The sequence below is a fragment of the Nocardioides sp. genome (assembly GCF_036493135.1).
In the GTDB taxonomy this organism is placed as follows: domain Bacteria; phylum Actinomycetota; class Actinomycetes; order Propionibacteriales; family Nocardioidaceae; genus Nocardioides.
In genome coordinates, this window is sequence record NZ_DASXQG010000035.1 from 21,049 (window position 1) to 40,130 (window position 19,082).

Consider the following 19,082-nt stretch of genomic DNA (forward strand, 5'->3'; position numbering starts at 1 on the left):
GCTGCCACGCCGGGACGGTGACGCCTCGGCCGATTGGCTCCGTGCACGGGCGCCTCGTACCGTGGTCGGCGCCATGTCCGACGCCGACCGGTTCGACGCCTACTACGCCGACAGCCGAGATCGGCTGCTGGTGCTGGCGTTCGCGCTCACCGGAGACCTGCCCGCGTCTCGTGGAGCGGTGCGCGACACGTTCGTCGCGGCCTGGCACCACTGGTCGAAGCTCAAGCGGCTCGATGACCCGGAGACGTGGGTGCGCCCCCACGTCTGGAGCCACGCCCAGCGCCGCCACACCGCCCGCATCTGGCACCGCGACCGCAGGCTCGACCCCGAGGTCAAGGCGACCCTCGACGCGCTGTCCAGGCTGCCCGTGGTGTCGCGCAAGGCCCTGCTGCTCACCCAGCTCACGTCTGCGTCACGCCAGGAGATGGCCCACGAGGTCGGCCTGCCCCTGCACGAGGCCGAGAGCCGGCTCCAGACCGCGACGTCCCAGTTCGCGCTGCAGCGCGAGGTCCCCTCGACGGCCGTCCGGCTGCAGCTCGAGCGCCTGGCCGAGCACTGCGCCGGCCAGCGCTGGCCCCGCGCCACGATCATCCGTCGCGCCGGTACCACGCGCCGGCGTACCCACGTGCTCGCCGGCGCCGGTGTGGTCGTGGCCACTCTCGTCGGGTCCGGGTTCCTGGTGGCCGACGACCACGGGGTCCACCCGACGCTGTCGGCGGCGGGTGACCGGCTGACGTCGGTGCCCGCGGCCGGGACCGACGAGGAGACGATCCCGCCGGACGAGGACGTCACGCCCTCGAATCTCGTCTCCAAGGCTCAGCTGAACCGCGCCGTGCCGGGTCGGGCGTGGCGGATCACCGGCACCGATCCCAAGCAGGGCACGACGTTCCCCTGCCAGCGCCGGGCCTTCGCCGACCCGAAGGCGTCGACCGCGCTGGTCCGCAACTTCACCGCCCGTCACGAGAAGGGCAGGGCGCAGCTCGCGGTCGTGCAGGGCATGGAGCTCTCGACCGACGTGCCCGCCGCGCGCGCCGGCTACGCGAAGGCGAACCGCTGGTTCGCGGAGTGCGCCATGCCGCAGACCCAGCTGTTGGCGGTCCGGCACATCCAGCGGCTCGGCGACGACGCGCAGCAGTACGTCCTGCGCAACTGGGGCAGCCCGACCGCGACGTACGTGCTCGGTGTCGCGCGGACCGGCCGGATCAACACCCTCACCCTGACCCGCACCGCCGGCGTGGTCCGGCCGGATCTCGCCGGCAACCTGCGGCTCCTGGTCACCGCGGTCGACGATCTCTGCTCGTCGACGCTGGGCGGTCACTGCTCGGCGCTCCCCAAGCCGGTCGACGTACCCGCGCCCGCGGCCGGGAAGCTGCCGATGATGCTCAGTGAGTTCGACCTGCCCCCGGCCGCCGGCGTCGGCCAGCCGTGGGTGGCCACGACTCCGCGACAGGCGGTCCACAACGTCGCGGCCACCGGCTGCGACCAGAGCAGCTTCCACGGCGGCGGCTGGACCCACGACGCGACGCGGTCGTTCCTGGTGCCCGGCGGTCACCTGGCCGCAGCGTTCGGCATCACCGAGACGGTCGGGCGGCTGCCCGAGCCCGACGCGACGAGCTTCGTCGACGGCGTCCGGTCCAAGCTCGCGTCGTGCGTCAACCGCGACCCGGGCACGAAGGTGCTGCGCCTCGGCAGCGGGCCGACCTGGGCCGCGTGGCGGGTGCGGACGCAGGTCACCAAGAACCAGACCATGACGTTCGACATGGGCGTCGTCCGGTCCGGGGGCGCGGTCGCGCAAGTCGGTTTCGTCCCCGACGGGTCGCACACGATGACGACGGCGCAGTTCGTCGCGCTGGTACGACGTGCCGGCGAGCGCCTCGCGGCGATGCCCGAGTGACAGCTCAGGCGCGCGAGCTCAGGATCTCCCGCATCAGCTCGGCCGTCTCCGACGGCGTCTTCCCGACCTTGACGCCGACGGCCTCCAGGGCCTCCTTCTTCGCGGCGGCCGTGCCGGACGAACCGGAGACGATCGCGCCCGCGTGACCCATCGTCTTGCCCTCCGGGGCGGTGAAGCCGGCGACGTACCCGACGACCGGCTTGGTGACGTGCTCCTCGATGTACGCCGCGGCGCGCTCCTCGGCGTCGCCGCCGATCTCGCCGATCATCACGATCGCCTGCGTCTCGGGATCGGCCTCGAAGGCGGCCAGCGCATCGATGTGGGTGGTCCCCACGATCGGGTCGCCGCCGATCCCGATGGCGGTCGAGAAGCCGAAGTCCTTCAGCTCGTACATCATCTGGTACGTCAGGGTGCCGGACTTGGAGACCAGCCCGATCGGGCCCGCGCCGGCGATCGTGTGCGGCGTGATCCCGGCCAGCGACTCCCCCGGCGTGATGACGCCGGGACAGTTCGGGCCGATCATCCGCGTGGTCTTGCCCTGGAGGTAGGACCACACCTCGGCGGTGTCCTGGACGGGCACGCCCTCGGTGATCACCACCAGCAGCCCGATGCCGGCGTCGATGGCCTCGATGCACGCTTCCTTGGTGAAGGCCGGTGGCACGAAGACGACCGAGACGTCGGCGCCGGTCTCGGCCATCGCCTCCTTGACGGTCCCGAAGACCGGCAGCTCCTGGCCCCCCAGCTCGACCGTCGACCCGGCCTTGCGCGCGTTGACGCCGCCGACGATGTTCGAGCCGGCGTCCAGCATCAGCGCGGTGTGCTTGGAGCCCATCCCGCCCGTCATGCCCTGGACGATGATCTTGGAGTCCTTGTTCAGGTAGATCGACATCTCGTCAGTCCGTCCTAGTCGTCTGTACGTCGAGCGCTCAGGCGCCGGCCAGCTCGGCGGCCTTGTCGGCCGCACCGTCCATCGTGTCGACCTGGGTGACCAGCGGGTGGCCCAACTCCTCGAGGATCGCCCGGCCCTTGTCGACGTTGTTGCCGTCGAGCCGTACCACCAGCGGCTTGGTCGCGTGGTCCCCGAGGATCTCCAGGGCCCCCTTGATCCCGTTGGCGACCTCGTCGCAGGCCGTGATGCCGCCGAAGACGTTGACGAACACGGCCCTCACCTGGTCGTCGCCGAGGATCACGTCGAGACCGTCGGCCATCACCTGGGCGTTGGCGCCGCCGCCGATGTCGAGGAAGTTGGCCGGCTTCACGCCGCCGTGCCGCTCGCCGGCGTACGCGACGACGTCGAGGGTCGACATCACCAGGCCCGCGCCGTTGCCGATGATGCCGACCTCGCCGTCGAGCTTGACGTAGTTGAGGCCCTTCTCCTTGGCCTTGGCCTCGAGCGGGTCGGTCTCGTCCTTCATCTCGAAGACCGCGTGGTCCTCGTGCCGGAAGTCGGCGTTGTCGTCGAGGGAGACCTTGCCGTCCAACGCCTCGAGGACGTCGCCCTCCAGCCGGGCCAGGGGGTTCACCTCGACCAAGGTGGCGTCCTCCTCGACGAAGACCCGCCACAGGGCCTGCACCAGGGCCACGGCCTGGTCGGTCAACGGTGCCGGGAATCCGGCCTCGGCGACGATCGCGCGCGCCTTCTCCTCGTCGACGCCGGTTCCCGGGTCGACCGGGATCTGCTTGACGGCGTGCGGGTTGGTCTTCGCGACCTCCTCGATCTCGACGCCGCCCTCGACGCTGGCGATGCACAGGTAACGGCGGTTGGCGCGGTCGAGCAGGAACGAGAAGTAGTACTCCTCCTCGATGCTCGCGGCCGGCGCGATCAGCACCCGATGAACCGGGAGGTCCTTGATCGTCATGCCGAGGATCGCGGTCGCATGCTCGAAGGCCTCGTCGGGGGTCTTGGCCAGCTTGACACCGCCCGCCTTGCCGCGACCGCCCGCCTTCACCTGCGCCTTGACCACGACGACGCCGAGCTTCTCGGCGGCCGCACGGGCCTCCTCGGGCGTGGTGGCGACGATGCCGAGCGTGACCGGTACGCCGTGCTCGGCGAAGAGCTCCTTCGCCTGGTACTCCATCAGATCCACGTTCCACCAACTCCTGTGAGACCGGTTCCGCCGCGAGAAAGCCTCTCGCACCCTAATCCCGCTAGCGTCGAGACCATGACCCGGGTCGTGTACTTCACCGCCTGCACCCTGGACGGCTTCATCGCCGACGAGCACGACTCGCTGGACTGGCTCTACGAGGTGCCGCACACCGAGCACGACGGCAGTTGGGACGACTTCATCGGCCGGATCGGGCCGCTGGTCATGGGCGCGACGACGTACCAGTGGACGCTCGACCGGCACTTCACCGAGCACCCCGAGCAGTGGCAGGAGTTCTACGACGACCGCCCGGTCTGGGTGTTCAGCCATCGCGACCTGCCGGGCATCCCGGGCGTCGACGTGCATCTGGTCCGTGGCGATGTCGCGCCGGTGTACGACGAGCTGGTCGCGGCCGCGCACGGGAAGGACGTCTGGATCGTCGGGGGCGGTGACCTGGTCGGCCAGTTCGACGACGCGGGGCTGCTGGACGAGGTCAGCCTCGGGATGACCCCGGTGACCCTGGGCGCCGGACGTCCCCTGCTGCCGCGTCGGATCACCTCGCAGCGGATGCGCTTCCGTGAGGCTCGGCAGAGCGGGCAGCGGGTGCGGATCGTGCTCGACGTCGATCGGGGCGCGTAGCGAGACGCGCCGTCAGGCCGGTTCGGCGAACGCGCCGGCCACCCAGCCGGTGATCTCGCCGGTCGTCGCGCCGGGCGTGAACACCTTCGCCACGCCCAGCTCCTCGAGCACCGGGATGTCCTCGTCCGGGATGATCCCGCCCCCGAAGACGCGGATGTCGGAGGCGTCGCGCTCGCCGAGCAGCTCGATCAGCCGGCGGAACAGCGTCATGTGGGCACCCGAGAGCACCGACAGCCCGATCAGGTCGGCGTCCTCCTGGATCGCGGTCTCGACGATCTGCTCCGGCGTCTGGTGGAGGCCGGTGTAGATCACCTCGTGCCCCGCGTCCCGCAGGGCTCGCGCCACGATCTTGGCGCCACGGTCGTGACCGTCGAGCCCGGGCTTGGCCACCACGATGCGGAGCCGGGAGGAAGGTGACGCCATGCGCGCAGACTACCGACCGCGTCCGCGATCCCCTCCGGCTGCGGTCGTGCCCTCCACGGTGAACGCATCCGGTACAAACGTTTGTGCACAACCCGTCGAGGGGGGATTACAACCCCCGTGACCTTTCCGTTACTGTCATGGCCGCTACCACCTTTCCCCCGACCCTTCCTGGAGCATGTCCATGGGTGACCACCGCGCCGGTCCGTCCGGTACGGCCACCGCAGTCGGTGCACCCACCCCCGGGAAGCGAGTCGCCCGCCACAGTGCGGAGCAGCGCACCTCTGAGCCGTACGTCGGCCGCCGCGTCTCCGGGCGCGACCCCGTCGTCCCTCCACCCGCCCCGAGCGAGTCCGAGACCGAGACCGTCCGACCGGTCGGCCGTCGGATCGCGATCGACGTGGACTGCCCGGGCGACTCCGACGACGTCGCCGGCCACCTCTTCCGGCCGACCGCTGCGCCCACCCTCACGCCGTACGTCGGTCGCCGGGTCGCCACCACGGTCCGGCTGATCACACAGCCCGAGCCCGTGGAGCCCGTGGTCGAGGCGTTGCCCGAGCCCGTGGTCGAGACGGTCCCCGAGCCCCTGGTCGAGACGGTCCTCGAGCCGGAGCCCGAGCCGGTGGTCGTGCCGGTGGTCGAGACGGTCGTGGCTCCCGTGCTCGTCACCGAGCCCGAGCTCATGGTGACGCCAGAGAAGCGCCCGGACGCCGTGCGCACCGTCAAGCGCAACCGGCCCTCCGGCCGCCGCGTGGCCACCCGGCGCGCCCGAGTCCCGAGCCTGCCGCTCCTGGCCGGTGTCGCGGTCCTCGCGATCTCTGCGGGCGGTGCGCTCCAGGCGATGCATCCCGGCCTCTCGGGCACCGACGCCGACGGACACCTCTCCCCCGCCGGAGCCCTGTCGGGCAGCAGCGCGGTCAGCTCGGCCAACGTGCTCGGAGGCCGGGGCACGGTCGTGAGCCGTGACTCCGACCGCCAGGTGGCGTCGGGTGCCGGCAGCCTCCAGGCGGCGGCCGACGCCCAGGCCAAGCAGCGCGATCAGGCGCTCTCGGAGTTCGCCGCGAAGGCCGAGAAGCGCTCCGCCCAGGTCAAGCTCCACCAGTGGGTGCTGCCGGTCACGCCCGGCGTCTACCACCTGACCGCGCGCTTCGGCGACTACAGCTCGCTGTGGTCCCACTTCCACACCGGCCTCGACTTCGCGGCCCCCACCGGCACCCCGATCATGGCGGTCGCCGGCGGCACCATCACCGAGGTCGGCTACTCCGGCGCCTACGGCAACCGCACCATCGAGCTGCTCCCCGACGGCACCGAGCTGTGGTACTGCCACCAGAACGAGTTCGGCACCTCCGTCGGCGCGACGGTCAAGCCCGGCCAGGTGATCGGGTACGTCGGCTCCACCGGCAACGTCACCGGCCCCCACCTCCACCTCGAGGTGCACCCCGGCGGTGGCGACCCGGTCGACCCCTACACCGCGCTCCAGGTGCACGGCCTGAATCCCTGACCTATCAGAGCTTCTCGACCGGCGCGTAGCGGAGGAGCAACCGCTTCACGCCCTCGGAGCCGAAGTCGATCGAGGCGACGGCCTTCTCCGCGACGCCCTCGACGGTCACCACGGTCCCCAACCCGAAGGTGTCGTGGGCGACCCGGTCACCCGGCGACAGCGACGGCACCTCACGGGCCCGCTTGGACTTCGCGGCCACGTCGGCTCGGGCCGCGGCCGCGCTGAAGTTGCGTCGCCCGGCCGCGGTCGGCTGGCCCACACCGGTGGTCTGCGACAGGTCCGGCCGCTGCCAGTGCACCTGGTCGGCCTCGGTACGCCGCCAGTCGACCAGCTCGTCGGGCACCTCGCCGAGGAAACGCGAACCGGGGTTGTGGGCCGGCGCTCCCCAGGCGGATCGGACCAGGGCACGTGAGAGGTAGAGCCGCTCGCGGGCGCGGGTGAGCCCGACGTAGGCCAGCCGTCGTTCCTCCTCGAGCTCGCCGCCGTCGTCGAGGCTGCGGGAGTGGGGGAAGACGCCGTCCTCCAGGCCGGTGAGGAACACGGTCGGGAACTCCAGGCCCTTGGCGGTGTGGAGGGTCATCAGGGTGACCATGCCGCCGTCGTCGGGGCTGTCGGGGCCGGGGGCGTCGGGAATCTGGTCGGTGTCGGCAACCAGGGCGACGCGCTCGAGGAAGTCGGACAGGCCGGGCGTCACGACCCCGGCGTCGACGTCCGTCGGGTCGGCGGACGGCCCCGCCTGCGGGTCGTCGGCGAACTCGCGCGCGACGGCGACGAGCTCGGCGAGGTTCTCCAGGCGGGTGCCGTCCTGCGGGTCGTCGGATGCCTCGAGCTCGTCGAGGTATCCCGACCGGGCGAGCACCGACTCCAAGATCACGTCGGCCCGCTCCCCCGCGTCGACCATCGACTGGAGCTCCTCGACCAGCGCCACGAAGCCCTGGATCGCCAGCAACGAGCGGCTGACCAGCCCCGGGGCCTCGTCGGCGCGGCGTAGCCCCTCCCAGAACGTGATGCGCTCGCGCTGGGCGAACGACGTCACGCACTCCAGGGCGCGGTCGCCGATGCCACGCTTGGGGGTGTTCACGATGCGGCGCAGCGAGACCTCGTCGTCCGGGTTCACCAGCATCCGGAGGTAGGCGAGGGCGTCGCGCACCTCACGGCGCTCGTAGAACCGCACGCCGCCGACCACGCGGTAGGGCATGCCGAGGCGGATGAACACTTCCTCGAAGACACGCGACTGGGCGTTGGTGCGGTAGAACACCGCGACCTCGCCCGGCCGCGACCCGGCGTCGGTCAACGTGTCGATCTCGCCGGAGACGAAGCGCGCCTCGTCGCGCTCGTCGTCGGCGACGTAGCCGACGATCTTGGCGCCCATGCCCGCGTCGGACCAGAGGTTCTTGGGCTTGCGGCCGCGGTTGTGCTCGATCACGGCATTGGCGGCGTTGAGGATCGTCTGCGTCGAGCGGTAGTTCTGCTCGAGCAGGATCGACGTGGCGTCCGGGAAGTCCTGCTCGAAGTCGAGGATGTTGCGGATGTTGGCGCCCCGGAACGCATAGATCGACTGGTCGGCGTCGCCGACGACCATCAGCTCCGCGGGCGGGACGCGCTCCGTGGTGGTCTCGACAGGCTCGACCGACGAGATGGGGTCCTCGAGGGAGTCGGCACAGAGCTGGTGGATCAGCGCGTACTGCACGTGATTGGTGTCTTGGTACTCGTCGACCAGGACGTGTCTGAACCGGCGCCGGTAGGTCTCGCGCACCTCGGGGAACGTCGCGAGCAGGTCGACCGTGGTCATCAGCAGGTCGTCGAAGTCCAGGGCGTTGGCCTCGCGCAGCCGCTGCTGGTAGCGGGTGTACGCCGCGGCGTACGCCTCCTCGAACTTGTTGCGGGTGTCGGCCGCGACCTCCTCCGGCCCGCGGAGCTCGTTCTTGTGGGTGGAGACCCAGTGGAGCACGGCGCCGGGCTGGTAGCGCCGCGGGTCGAGGTCGAGGTCGTTGATCACCATCGTCATCAGCCGTTTGGAGTCGGCGGCGTCGTAGATGGTGAAGCTGGACTTGAAGCCGAGCTTGTCGATCTCCTTGCGCAGGATGCGCACGCAGGCGGAGTGGAACGTCGAGACCCACATCAGGCGCGCGCGGGGCCCCACCAGCTCCTCGACCCGCTCCTTCATCTCGCCCGCGGCCTTGTTGGTGAAGGTGATCGCCAGGATCGAGCCGGGATGAGCCTTGCGCTGGGAGACGATCCAGGCGATCCGGCGGGTGAGCACCCGGGTCTTGCCCGAGCCCGCGCCGGCGACGACGAGGAGCGGTGGACCCTCGTGCACGACGGCCGCCCGCTGCGGCTCGTTCAACCCGGCGAGGAGCTCGTCGGCCGAGGGACCGCGGGGCCGTGCCTTCTCGGTCTCGACATCGGTCGGGCCGAGCGTCTGGCCGATGATCGGAAGGGTGTCGCTCATCTCCGGTCCAGCCTACGGCCCGGCACCCCCAAGACCCTCAGAGCAGGCGCCGGTCGGACGCCCAGCGGGTCAGCTCGTGGCGTGAGGAGAGCTGGAGCTTGCGCAGCACGCTGGACATGTGGGTCTCGACGGTCTTGATCGAGATGAACAGCTCGCGGGCGACCTCCTTGTAGGCGTAGCCGCGGGCGATCAGGCGCATCACCTCCCGCTCACGCTCGGTGAGTCGGTCGAGGTCCTCGTCGACGGCGGAGATCTCGATGGTGCCGGCGAAGGCGTCGAGCACGAATCCGGCCAGCCGCGGAGAGACGACCGCGTCGTTCTCGGACCCCCGCTTGATGGCGTCCACCAGCTCGGGGCCGGTGATGGTCTTGGTGACGTAGCCGCGGGCACCGGCTCGGATGGTGCCGATCACGTCCTCGGCGGCGTCCGACACCGACAGCGCGAGGAAGCGTGGACCGTCGGCCGCCATCGCCGGCGGCATCCTTCGCATCACCTCGGCGCCGCCACCGCCGGGCAGGTGTACGTCGAGCAGGACGACGTCCGGCTTGTGCTCGGCGATCGCGGCGACCGCCTCGTCGACGTCGGCCGCCTCGGCGACGACGTCGACCGTCGAGCCGAGCTCGGCGCGCACGCCGGCCCGGAACATCGCGTGGTCGTCGACGATCAGGACTCGGATCCCACCTCGGGGCGCAGTGCTCACTGGTTGCTCTCCTGTCGCGGCAGCTTCAGCCGCACCTCGGTGCCGGTCTCGGGTGTGGATCGGATCTCGGCGGTGCCGCCGTGGCGGGTCATCCGGTCCAGGATGCTGTTCCGCACTCCCTGGCGGTCGGCGGGGACGGTCTGGCGGTCGAATCCCGTGCCTCGGTCGCGCACGAACACCTCGACGCGGTCCGGCGAGACCTCCGCGTAGATGTCGACGACCGGCGACCCGGCATGCTTGGCGGCGTTCGTGGCGGCCTCCCGCGCAGCGGCCACGATCGGCGTCAGGGCCTCGTCGAGGTCGACGTCGCCGACGGTCACCAGCTCCACGTCGACGCCGTAGGTGTCCTCGATCTCGCGGACCACCTCGCGCAGCGCCCCGGCCATGGTGCCGCCGTCCGGCGTCGCGTCGAACAGCCAGGCGCGCAGGTCGCGCTCCTGCGACCGGGCGAGCCGGGCGACGGTCGGGGCGTCGGCGGCGTTCTTCTGGATCAGGGCGAGGGTCTGGAGCACCGAGTCGTGCAGGTGTGCGGCGAGGTCGGCGCGCTCCTGGGTGCGCACGCGCTCGGCGCGTTCGGCGGACAGGTCGTTGGTGAGGCGCCACACCCAGGGCCCCAGGATGATCGCCAGGCCGATGCCGCCCAGGGCCGCGGCGAACAAGACGTCGGTCACCTGGCGGAGGTGACCCTGCCGAACGGCGAACAGCGCCATCGCGGACACGATCAGCAGGAAGCCGGCGCCCACCCGGAGGTACGCCGCCCAGCCACCGGCGCCGAACACCGCGCGCACCGGGTTGAGCTTCTCGGACTGGTCGAGCCAACGCGACCGCTGCGCCTCGTCGGCCTGACGCCACAGCAGACCGAAGCCGAGCACGGCCAGCACCAGGGCCCAGATCACGATCCCGTTGCCGAAGATCGCCTCGGCGGTCAGCACCATGCCGAGGCCGAGCGCCACCAGGGCGATGGCCGGACCGGAGTCCGCGAGCCGGCGGATGCGTCCCGGACGGCGGCCCTGTCGGGCGGCGCTCTCGAGCCCGGGTGCCTCATGGTCGTAGAGCGACTCGGCGGGCAGCACGAGCCAGAGTCCGGCGTAGAACAGGATGCCGCTGCCGCCGAGAACCGCCGCGATCAGGAACCCCGCCCGCATCCACAGCACGGGCACGCCGAGGTGGCGCGCCAGGCCGGCCGCAACCCCGCCGATGATCGGGTGGCGCGTGTCACGGGTGGCGCGGCGCACCGGACGTTCGGTGGGTGCGGACATGGTGGTCATGACACCGTCCATCGTCTCAGGTCGGCCGGGCCCGAACCACGAGGACGAGCCCCGGTCGTACCCTGAGCCGCGACCCCGACGGCGCGGGCGCGATCAGGGGTTCCCCCGATGGTGTACGCCGCGCGGATGGCGCACCTTGGATGACATGACCACGACACCACCCGACACCTCCCCGCCCCAGGGCCCCACACCGGACACCGGCCCCCGCGTGGGATGGGACGACATCCGCGACCTTGCCCGGATCCGGCGCAGCCGGTCCGACCGCAAGGTGGCCGGAGTCGCCGGCGGGCTCGCTCGTCACCTCGACATCGACCCGGTGATCCTGCGGGTGGCGTTCGTGGTCCTCACCTTCTTCGGCGGCGTCGGCCTGCTGCTGTACGTCGCGCTGTGGCTGCTCCTGCCCGAGGACGGCAGCGACTGGGCGAAGATCAAGCTCGACCGCCGCAGCCGCACGGTCGCCCTGGTCGTCGTCGGCGCGCTGGCGCTGCTCCTGCTGGTCCAGCACGGCTGGTGGGGCGGCGGCGGATGGCTCTTCGTCTGCCTGGTCGTGGTCGCAGCCGCGGTCGTGGTCTCCACCCAGCTCCCCCACCGCGGCGACGGTCCGCCCGCGACGTACCAGGGCGCGGTGCCTCCGACCACGACGCCGCCGACCGCGACGCCCCCGCCCCCGTCGTACGTCGTGCCCGAGCAGCCGCGCCCGGTCAACCCGCGCAAGAAGGGCCCGATCCTGTTCTGGTTCGCGCTGGCGGTGATGGCCGTCGCCCTCGGTGTCCTCGGGATCGCCGACCTCGCCGGCGCCGACGTCGCACCCTCGGCGTACCCCGCCACGGTGCTCGGGCTGAGCGCGGTGTCCCTCCTGATCGGGGCCTTCTTCGGCCGGGCCGGCGGGATCATCCTGGTCGGTCTCGTCGCCTACGCCGTCACCGCGGGCCTGACGATCGCCGACCGATGGGACGTCGACCGCACCGTCGCGCGCCCGACGACGCCCGCGGAGGTGCAGAGCAGCTACCGGATGGACAGCGGTGAGCTGGTCGTCGACCTCGCCGGCATCTCGCCTCAGGCGTTGGACGGGCGCGAGATCCACGTGTCCGGAGACATCGGCCATCTCGACATCCGCGTGCCCGAGGGACTCAACGTCGACGCCCACCTCGACATCGACGGCCCCGGCGGCATGAACGCCTTCGGCCAGGACGAGGGCGGCTTCGGCCACGAGATGGACACCCACCACGTCGTCGGGGCGGACGCCCCGACCCTGACCATCGACGCCCAGCTCGACATCGGCGGGATCGACCTGCACACGGAGGAGTCACGATGAGCGACCTCGACCAGACCACCACGGAGCACGCAGACAGCTGGCGCGACGGTCTCCACCCGATCAACGTGGGACACCTCGTGATGGGCGTCGCCTTCGCCGGGCTGACCATCATCTGGGCGCTGTACATGTCCGACGTCGTCGGGTCACACGACCTGCGCTGGCTGCTCCCGATCCCCTGGGTGGCCGCCGGCGTGGCCGGCCTGGTCGCGGCCGCGCCGCGGATGCGTGGGTATCGCGACTGATCTCCTCTGCGAGAGTGGCTCCATGCCGCTGCCGCGCATCGGGTCACTGGTGTCCCTGCCCGCCCTGTCCCATCCCGAGCTGGTGGCCCCGCCGGTCCACGACGCGCTGAGCGACTGGGCCGGCGCGGCCGAGGTCGCGGTCGTCGAGATCGACCCGGCGTACGCCGACACGGCCGCGATGAGCGAGCACTACGACGTCCCGATGGCCGACGGCGCGAACTGCGTGGTGGTGATGGGCAAGCGCGAGGGCGAGGAGCGGCTGGCCGCCTGCCTGGTCCGTGCCGACACCCGCGCCGACGTCAACAACCTGGTCAAGCGCACCCTCGACGTCCGCAAGTGCTCCTTCCTCTCGATGGACCGGGCCGTCGAGGAGTCGGGGATGGAGTACGGCGGCATCACCCCGCTCGGCCTGCCCGCGGCCTGGCGGATCCTCGTGGACGACACCTGCCTCGACATCCCCGCCGCCGTGATCGGCTCCGGCGTACGCCGTTCCAAGCTGCTGGTGCCCGGCCGCCTGCTCGGCGAGCTGCCGGGTGCCGAGGTACTGGCCGGCCTGGGTCGCTGAGCGACGTGGGACGTCATACGTTCTGGTCGTTCTAACGCCCGATTCGTATGACGTCCCGGGAGGTCGACAGAGCGGTTCGGTTCGAAGAAGGTCTTCGAGGCCTACCTCCGGGCACTCTGCGACAGCGCGCCCACGAGCTTGCGCGGCCCTTCCACCGGGTCCAGAGGTCCTGATCTTGCGACCGTGACAGTGGTTCTGTCACAGTCGGGAGCGTGAAGCTCTCGACGCAGCTGATGTACGCCGGCAACCCGCGCGACGCGGCCGACCAGGTCAAGGCACTGGAGGACGCCGGGCTCGACACCGTCTGGGTGGCAGAGGCCTACGGCTTCGACTCCCCCACGCTGATGGGGTATCTCGCCGCGAAGACCGAGCGCATCGAGATCGGCAGCGCGATCCTCAACGTCTACTCCCGCACCCCGAGCGCGCTGCTGCAGACGGCGGCCGGGCTGGACAACGTCACCCAGGGCCGCGCGATCATCGGCCTCGGCGCCAGCGGGCCACAGGTGATCGAGGGGTTCCACGGCGTGCCGTACGACAAGCCGTTGGGTCGCACCAAGGAGATCATCGACCTGATCCGGCGCGGTCTGCGCCGCGAGACGCTCGTGCACGACGGCATCTTCACGCTCCCGCTCCCGGAGGGGCAGGGCACCGGTCTCGGCAAGCCGTTGAAGCTGATGAACAAGCCGGAGCGTCCCAGCATCCCTCTCTACATCGCGGCGCTCGGCCCGAAGAGCGTCGAGGGCGCCGCGGCGTACGCCGACGGCTGGCTGCCGTTCCTCTTCGTCCCGGAGAGGTCCCAGCAGGTCTGGGGCGAGTCGCTCGAGCGCGGCACGGCGAAACGTCAAGCGGGGCTCGCCCCGCTGGAGATCTGCGCCGGCGGCATGGTCGCGATCGGCGAGGGTCCGGAGACCAAGGCGCTGCTCGACTTCGCCCGCCCGATGGTCGCGCTGTACGTCGGCGGCATGGGCGCGCGCGGCAAGAACTTCTACAACGACCTGATGTGCCAGTACGGCTACGAGAAGGAGGCCAAGGAGATCCAGGACCTCTATCTCGGCGGCAACAAGCGCGACGCCGAGACGCTCGTCCCCGCCGAGCTGCTCGAGTGGGGCAACCTGGTCGGCCCCGCGTCGTACGTCAAGGAGCGGATCGCGGCCTTCGCCGAGGCGGGGGTCACCAACCTCCAGGTGATGCCTGCGAGCGACGACCCGCCGGCGACCATCCGTCAGCTGCGCGAGCTCGTCGACTGATCTCCGACGAGCAGCACGAGCCGGCTGGACCGCCGCGACCCCCGCACCGAGATGGAGCTCAGGGCCGCGGCGGCGGTCACTGCAGCTGGATCGTGAAGCTACGACTCCCGAGGTCGAACGAGCCGTTCACGGGATCCTCGCCCACGGGCTTCACGTCGTTCGCGGCCGGCAGGATCCGGAACGTGACCGTGTAGGTCTTGCCCTTCACCCAGCCCAGCTTCGTGCCGACCAGGGTGGCGTTGAACGTGTGCTCCTTGGCGTCGTAGGTGACCAGGTCGGTCCGTGCCGTCCACGGGCCGGTACTCCCGACCTCGCGCCAGCGGATCTGCGTCCGGTTCGCCGCGACCAGCGCCTTGGCCGTGGCGTCCGGGACGAGCTGGACGGGTTGCAGCACCAGGGCGGCCATCTTCGTCGTGCCGTTGACGCCCACCACCGTCGTGCCGCCGTTCTTGATCGGCGGCGCGAACGGGCTGATCAGGTACGACGTGGCCAACGCCGCCGTCGACGGCACGGCGTTCGGCGCCGTCACGGTGACGGCGAAGGTCCCGACCACCAGCCGCGACGTCATCCGCGGGGCGAACGCGACGCCCTGGGCGTTCGTGGTGACGGTCGCGGTCGTCTTCAACCCGGGGAACACGGCCCCCGGAGCGTTCGCAGGAAGCGTGAAGGTCACCGGGACTCCGGCCAGCGGTCCTCGACCGTCGGCAAGCGTGGCCTGGAGGTCCGGGAACGGCAGAGCCGGCAAGGTGGTCGCCGATCCCGGGTCGAGGGTGAGTGTCGCCGTTGTGAGCACGACCTGGACCTGCTGTGAGTCGATCGGCTCGCCGTCGGCTCCGATCAGGTCGGCCTGCACCGACACCTGCCCGGAGGGGAGGCCCTCGCCCGCGGGCAGCTTCAGGACGACGGTGCCGTCGGCGGCCGAGGCATCGGCGTACTGAAAGAGCTGCGTGCCGTTGCGGGAGACCGTGAACCGCACGGTGCGGTTCGCGACCGGTCCGCTCTGGTCGGTCACCGTGGCCGTCACTCCGAACGGCGAGCCCGACGTCGGCGCCGCGGTGCCCAGGCTCAGCTGGGCGGTGTCGGCACCGGCCTGGACGACGCGATACCCGTCGCCTTCCGCCGTGTCCAGGCCGACCGCGCCGACCCCGTTGGCGGCCTGCACCAAGAACCGCATCCCGGACGACGACTGCCCGGCCGGCAGCGGCAGGGTGCCGGTCCAGTGGGTGGAGTCGTGGGGGTCCTGGGTCAGGTCCACGGACCTCCAGTGGCCGTAGCCGGAGTCGGCGCCCGTCCCGGTCCAGGTGGCCCAGACCTCCTGGACGCCGGCGGACGGGTCGCCGGTGACGGTCGCGGAGAACGTCACGACGCCGTTGCTGACGGTGCCCTGCACGTTGCCGATGCTCGGCGCCGCCGCGAGCGACGGCTGGTTCGCCCCGAAGGACTGGCCGTCGGTCCCGCTGTAGAACAGCCGCATGTCCATGTGGGTGTAGGCCCGCTGCGTGTCCGTGAGCGCGCCGCCGGTGTCGGAGCGGTACTGGCCGGGCGTGAGGATCAGCGACGTGCGACCGCTGCCGCCGAGGGTCCCGAAGTAGTTCGGGGTGATCAGCCGCTGCGGGAAGAAGGCGTCCGATTGGAACGTCGTGTTCGGCGTCGATCCCTCGATCGCGGGCGCGCCGGTGACCGGCAGGATTCCCGTGGTGTCGGCGTAGTCGGCGCTCCGGAAGCCGACGCCGCGCAGGACCTGACCCGAGACGGTGACGTCCTCGATCTGCTTGGGCAGGGCGGGGGCGCCGGGCAGGACCGTCACGCCGTCCCGGCCCGCGAGCCAGGTGCTCTTCGCGGGCAGGCCGGCCTGCTGGGGGTCGGACGGATCCACGCCGGAGTCCTTGGTGCGCGCATCCGTCGGGGTGTCGACCCCCAGGTCATCGGTCTTGAGCCCGAAGGTGGCGCCCGGGGTGCCGGCGCCGACAGCCTGCGGAGACGCGGAGGAGACGTCGGACCCGATCGCCGTACGGCCGGGGGCATCGAAGCCGGTCATCGGCAGGCCGTACAGAGTGGCCTCGAGCATCGACTTCTGGTCGATGCCACTGACCGTGCTCAGCCCGGACAGGTAGTCCTGCTTGGCCCGCACCAGGGCGGTGCCGACCGGGACCGGGGCGTTGCCGGCCGTCGTCTCGTGCAGACGACGGGAGACGTCGAGGTAGAGCCGTTCGCTGTACTCGAGGAAGTCGGAGTCGCCGTACTGGTACCCGGTGCCGCCGATCAGGACCGCGTGCTGCTCGGCCATCCGCTGCGTCCAGTCGAACGGGTTGGTGACCTGAGGCACGCCGGCCGCGTCGACGATGTTGTACCCCGAGTGGCAGCCGGCACTGAGGACGACGGTGTCCTTGAGCGCGTTCGGGTGGGCACCGTTCGGGTCCAGCTCGTTGGCGTCGAACGCCGTCTGGAAGTCGGCCGCCAGGGTGTCGTTGGCGCTGAAGTGGCCGGCCAGATAGACCAGGTCGTGGTGCGACCCGAGCAGCGCGTCGCTGAGCTGGGTGGCCGTCCAGTTGTCGGCCGTTCCGTCGTCGACGCCCGGGTGGTCGATCAGGGTGTCGTTGCTCCCACTGGGGAGTGCGGCGGCGAACTGGTCGTGCACGCCGTCGGCCGCGTCGGCCAGGAAGTCGTACCCGGTCACCAGCGACGAGGTCGGCGTCGGGAGCGTGCCGTTCGGCAGAGTGAGGTAGTGCGTCACCGTGGACTCGATCTCGTCCGGTGTCTTGACCAGCCGGCCGACGGCGAGGTCGGGCACCGGCAGGGTGACGCCGCTGATCGTGACGGTGGTATCCGATCCGTAGGCGTCCTGGCTCTGCACCTGGTCGGCCTTGAGGCTGGCCCCCGACGGAGTGTCGTCACGGACCGGCGGGGAGAACTGGCTCTCCTCGCCGAGCCCGGAGACGTCCGGGTAGCGGAAGAACGGGATGACGTCGTCGCCGCCGGCCAGCACGACGTACGCGCTGTTGTCGTTGCGGAAGCCGTGGACCAGCTCCTTGATGGCTCCCGCGACGAGGTTCACGGCGTAGGGGCACGTCGGGTGCCCGGCGACCTGCGTCCACAGGGCCTGCACACGGGGCGACTGGGCGACGTCGATCCGCGTGCCGTCGGTGCCGCTCGCAAGGCTGTCCAGCGAGCCCAGGTACGCGTCGTACTCGGGGGTGCCCACCGTGAGGCCGAGCCGGTTGGTGTCGGTGACCACGACGGTCTGCGGGTCGGTCGGGTCCGGCGCGGTCGGTGCTCCTGGCGGCGGCGCGAGGGCGAGCGGGACGTTGCTCTCGTCCTGCAGGCCCGCGCACTGGGTGCCGGCGGTGTCGGTGATGGTCCGGGCGACGTGGAAGCCTCCGGCCGGCGTCTGGTCCGTGTGGCCCTGGACCCGGACGTAGAAGAAGCCCAGCGTGTTGCCGGTAGGCGCCGAGACCGTCTCGGGCTGGCTACCGGTGTTGGCCGAGACCGCGAGGAGCGTCTGATCCTGCGCGGCCGAGAACGCGTTGCTGAAGTCCGGGTCGGACGCGAGGTTCGGGTCGTAGGCGTCCGGCGCGTAGATCCGCGGGGCGTAGATCCGGGGTGCGTAGATCCGCGGCGCATAGATCCGCGGCGCGTAGATCCGCGGCGCGTAGAGGTCGGGTGCGTAGATCCGCGGCGCGAACTTCGCGGCGGTGTTGGTCGTCGGGATGTCGGTGGCCGCGGCCGGGTAGCTCGGGATCTGCGACTCCGACCCGGGAGCACCTTGGGCCGACGCGGCGGCGAGCTGACTCAGGTCGGTGCCGTTGCTGAGCTGGTCGAAGGCCGCGCCGATGTCGCCGTAGAGCGCGACGTCGTAGTCGGCCGGGAGGTTCGTCAGGTTCACCGTCGCCTGTTGGCCGGGCACGACCGGGAACTTGTACCAACGGGTCTCACCGGGCTCGGCCAGGCTGCGGTCGATGCCGGTGCCGGAGGGCAGGTCCTCGGCTCCGACCCACTGCCGGTTGTCGGATCCGATCGTCGCGTCGATGTAGGGCTTGGTGCTCAGCGTCAGGGAGCCGCGGAGGAAGTTGTTGGAGTCGAAGTTCGATCCGCTCAGCCGGAACCCGTAGGTCTGACCTGCGGTCACCTGGAACGTCGCCACACCGCCGTAGTCGAACCCGTTGGACGGGCTCGTGCAGCAGTTCGCCGGGCCGTCGTTCACGAGCACCTGGGTCGCACCACCGGTGACGAACGCCTCGAGGTGGGTCGTCACCTGGAACCAGGCGTGGAGCCCCTGCCAGGTGTAGGGCACCGTGACGGTGCCGGTGCTCGTCGCGGTCGCGGTGAAGGTCCAGCTGCCCGTGAATGTGTTGGTGGCGTCGTAGGTCATCTGGGCTGCGGACGCCGTGCCGTCAGAGACGGTCTGCACCGTGCCGGTGCCGCTGGCGGTCCAGACCGGGTCGCTCGGTGCGGCGGCCGCGGGGCCGGCAAGTGCTAGTGGCGTCGCAAGCCCGATCGCGGTGGCGAGCGCCGCCAGGAGCGCGGTCAGCCGACCGGGCCGACGCGTCGACGTACGCCGATCCGGGCGCACGGACTGAGACACACGAAATGTTCCGGACACGCTGACTTCTCCCCCTGTTAGCCCCCTCGGCCACCGTCGGGCCCGGACCCGTCCCCCGAGAGCGGCAAATGAAGACTAACCCCACCAGACCCCAGCGGACTGTCACCGATCTGACTATGCGAAGGGACCACGCGGGCCTGGGGTAGGGCGGCTCG

General features: G+C 71.1%; 14 protein-coding genes. 7 read left to right on the top strand and 7 right to left on the bottom strand.

What is annotated here, in order from left to right; genetic code table 11:
* The first annotated feature begins 73 nt into the window (after positions 1 to 73).
* On the top strand, positions 74 to 1,894 hold the full coding sequence (locus VGJ24_RS05565; RefSeq protein ID WP_331499511.1) for a hypothetical protein: 1,821 nt from the start codon (positions 74 to 76) through the stop codon (positions 1,892 to 1,894).
* Between the two features lie 4 nt (positions 1,895 to 1,898).
* Here VGJ24_RS05565 and sucD read toward each other — a convergent pair whose 3' ends face one another.
* Positions 1,899 to 2,783, bottom strand: coding sequence for a succinate--CoA ligase subunit alpha (gene sucD / locus VGJ24_RS05570; protein ID WP_331499512.1), 885 nt, complete (start codon positions 2,781 to 2,783; stop codon positions 1,899 to 1,901).
* 37 nt (positions 2,784 to 2,820) lie between these two features.
* Complete coding sequence (sucC, locus tag VGJ24_RS05575; RefSeq protein ID WP_331499513.1) at positions 2,821 to 3,981, bottom strand: ADP-forming succinate--CoA ligase subunit beta; 1,161 nt, start codon at positions 3,979 to 3,981, stop codon at positions 2,821 to 2,823.
* Between the two features lie 75 nt (positions 3,982 to 4,056).
* On the opposite strand from sucC, the gene VGJ24_RS05580 reads away from it, so the two are divergent.
* Positions 4,057 to 4,617: a dihydrofolate reductase family protein gene (locus VGJ24_RS05580; RefSeq protein ID WP_331499514.1), complete on the top strand. Its 561-nt coding sequence runs from the start codon at positions 4,057 to 4,059 to the stop codon at positions 4,615 to 4,617.
* Positions 4,618 to 4,629: 12 nt separating this feature from the next.
* Here VGJ24_RS05580 and VGJ24_RS05585 read toward each other — a convergent pair whose 3' ends face one another.
* A complete protein-coding gene (locus tag VGJ24_RS05585) occupies positions 4,630 to 5,040 on the bottom strand; it encodes a cobalamin B12-binding domain-containing protein (protein WP_331499515.1) in 411 nt (136 codons plus the stop codon).
* A gap of 181 nt (positions 5,041 to 5,221) precedes the next feature.
* Between VGJ24_RS05585 and VGJ24_RS05590 the strand changes: the two genes are divergently transcribed.
* On the top strand, positions 5,222 to 6,538 hold the full coding sequence (locus tag VGJ24_RS05590; RefSeq protein ID WP_331499516.1) for a M23 family metallopeptidase: 1,317 nt from the start codon (positions 5,222 to 5,224) through the stop codon (positions 6,536 to 6,538).
* 4 nt (positions 6,539 to 6,542) lie between these two features.
* Here VGJ24_RS05590 and pcrA read toward each other — a convergent pair whose 3' ends face one another.
* From pcrA to VGJ24_RS05605, 3 genes are read right to left on the bottom strand one after another with little or no spacing between them, the layout of a single operon-like run.
* Entirely contained in the window at positions 6,543 to 8,990 is a 2,448-nt protein-coding gene (pcrA, locus tag VGJ24_RS05595) for a DNA helicase PcrA (protein ID WP_331499517.1), read from the bottom strand.
* A gap of 37 nt (positions 8,991 to 9,027) precedes the next feature.
* Positions 9,028 to 9,690: a response regulator transcription factor gene (locus VGJ24_RS05600; protein WP_331499518.1), complete on the bottom strand. Its 663-nt coding sequence runs from the start codon at positions 9,688 to 9,690 to the stop codon at positions 9,028 to 9,030.
* Positions 9,687 to 10,958, bottom strand: coding sequence for a PspC domain-containing protein (locus VGJ24_RS05605; protein WP_331499519.1), 1,272 nt, complete (start codon positions 10,956 to 10,958; stop codon positions 9,687 to 9,689). Before VGJ24_RS05605 ends, VGJ24_RS05600 begins: the two co-directional genes overlap by 4 nt.
* 145 nt (positions 10,959 to 11,103) lie before the next feature.
* Between VGJ24_RS05605 and VGJ24_RS05610 the strand changes: the two genes are divergently transcribed.
* The 4 genes from VGJ24_RS05610 (at position 11,104) to VGJ24_RS05625 (ending at position 14,327) form a co-directional block, all read left to right on the top strand.
* The gene (locus tag VGJ24_RS05610) at positions 11,104 to 12,273 is read left to right on the top strand and encodes a PspC domain-containing protein (protein ID WP_331499520.1); all 1,170 of its coding nucleotides are present in this window, start codon (positions 11,104 to 11,106) and stop codon (positions 12,271 to 12,273) included.
* Positions 12,270 to 12,515 (top strand): hypothetical protein, encoded by a 246-nt coding sequence (locus VGJ24_RS05615; protein WP_331499521.1) that lies wholly within the window; start codon positions 12,270 to 12,272, stop codon positions 12,513 to 12,515. The genes VGJ24_RS05610 and VGJ24_RS05615 overlap by 4 nt, the downstream gene beginning before the upstream one ends.
* Before the next feature lie 22 nt (positions 12,516 to 12,537).
* On the top strand, positions 12,538 to 13,080 hold the full coding sequence (locus tag VGJ24_RS05620; RefSeq protein ID WP_331499522.1) for a YbaK/EbsC family protein: 543 nt from the start codon (positions 12,538 to 12,540) through the stop codon (positions 13,078 to 13,080).
* Between the two features lie 212 nt (positions 13,081 to 13,292).
* Positions 13,293 to 14,327 carry an LLM class F420-dependent oxidoreductase gene (locus tag VGJ24_RS05625; RefSeq protein WP_331499523.1) on the top strand — a complete coding sequence of 345 codons (1,035 nt, stop codon included), beginning with the start codon at positions 13,293 to 13,295 and terminating at the stop codon, positions 14,325 to 14,327.
* 76 nt (positions 14,328 to 14,403) lie between these two features.
* On the opposite strand, the gene VGJ24_RS05630 is transcribed toward VGJ24_RS05625, so the two are convergent.
* Complete coding sequence (locus VGJ24_RS05630) at positions 14,404 to 18,909, bottom strand: hypothetical protein (RefSeq protein WP_331499524.1); 4,506 nt, start codon at positions 18,907 to 18,909, stop codon at positions 14,404 to 14,406.
* Positions 18,910 to 19,082 lie beyond the last annotated feature (173 nt).

Coding starts and splice junctions, on each gene's coding strand:
- VGJ24_RS05615 (WP_331499521.1), top strand. CDS start 12,270: ATGAGCGACCTCGACCAGACCACCACGGAGCACGCAGACAGCTGGCGC.
- VGJ24_RS05620 (WP_331499522.1), top strand. CDS start 12,538: ATGCCGCTGCCGCGCATCGGGTCACTGGTGTCCCTGCCCGCCCTGTCC.
- VGJ24_RS05580 (WP_331499514.1), top strand. CDS start 4,057: ATGACCCGGGTCGTGTACTTCACCGCCTGCACCCTGGACGGCTTCATC.
- VGJ24_RS05610 (WP_331499520.1), top strand. CDS start 11,104: ATGACCACGACACCACCCGACACCTCCCCGCCCCAGGGCCCCACACCG.
- sucD (WP_331499512.1), bottom strand. CDS start 2,783: ATGTCGATCTACCTGAACAAGGACTCCAAGATCATCGTCCAGGGCATG.
- VGJ24_RS05590 (WP_331499516.1), top strand. CDS start 5,222: ATGGGTGACCACCGCGCCGGTCCGTCCGGTACGGCCACCGCAGTCGGT.
- pcrA (WP_331499517.1), bottom strand. CDS start 8,990: ATGAGCGACACCCTTCCGATCATCGGCCAGACGCTCGGCCCGACCGAT.
- VGJ24_RS05565 (WP_331499511.1), top strand. CDS start 74: ATGTCCGACGCCGACCGGTTCGACGCCTACTACGCCGACAGCCGAGAT.
- VGJ24_RS05605 (WP_331499519.1), bottom strand. CDS start 10,958: ATGACCACCATGTCCGCACCCACCGAACGTCCGGTGCGCCGCGCCACC.
- VGJ24_RS05585 (WP_331499515.1), bottom strand. CDS start 5,040: ATGGCGTCACCTTCCTCCCGGCTCCGCATCGTGGTGGCCAAGCCCGGG.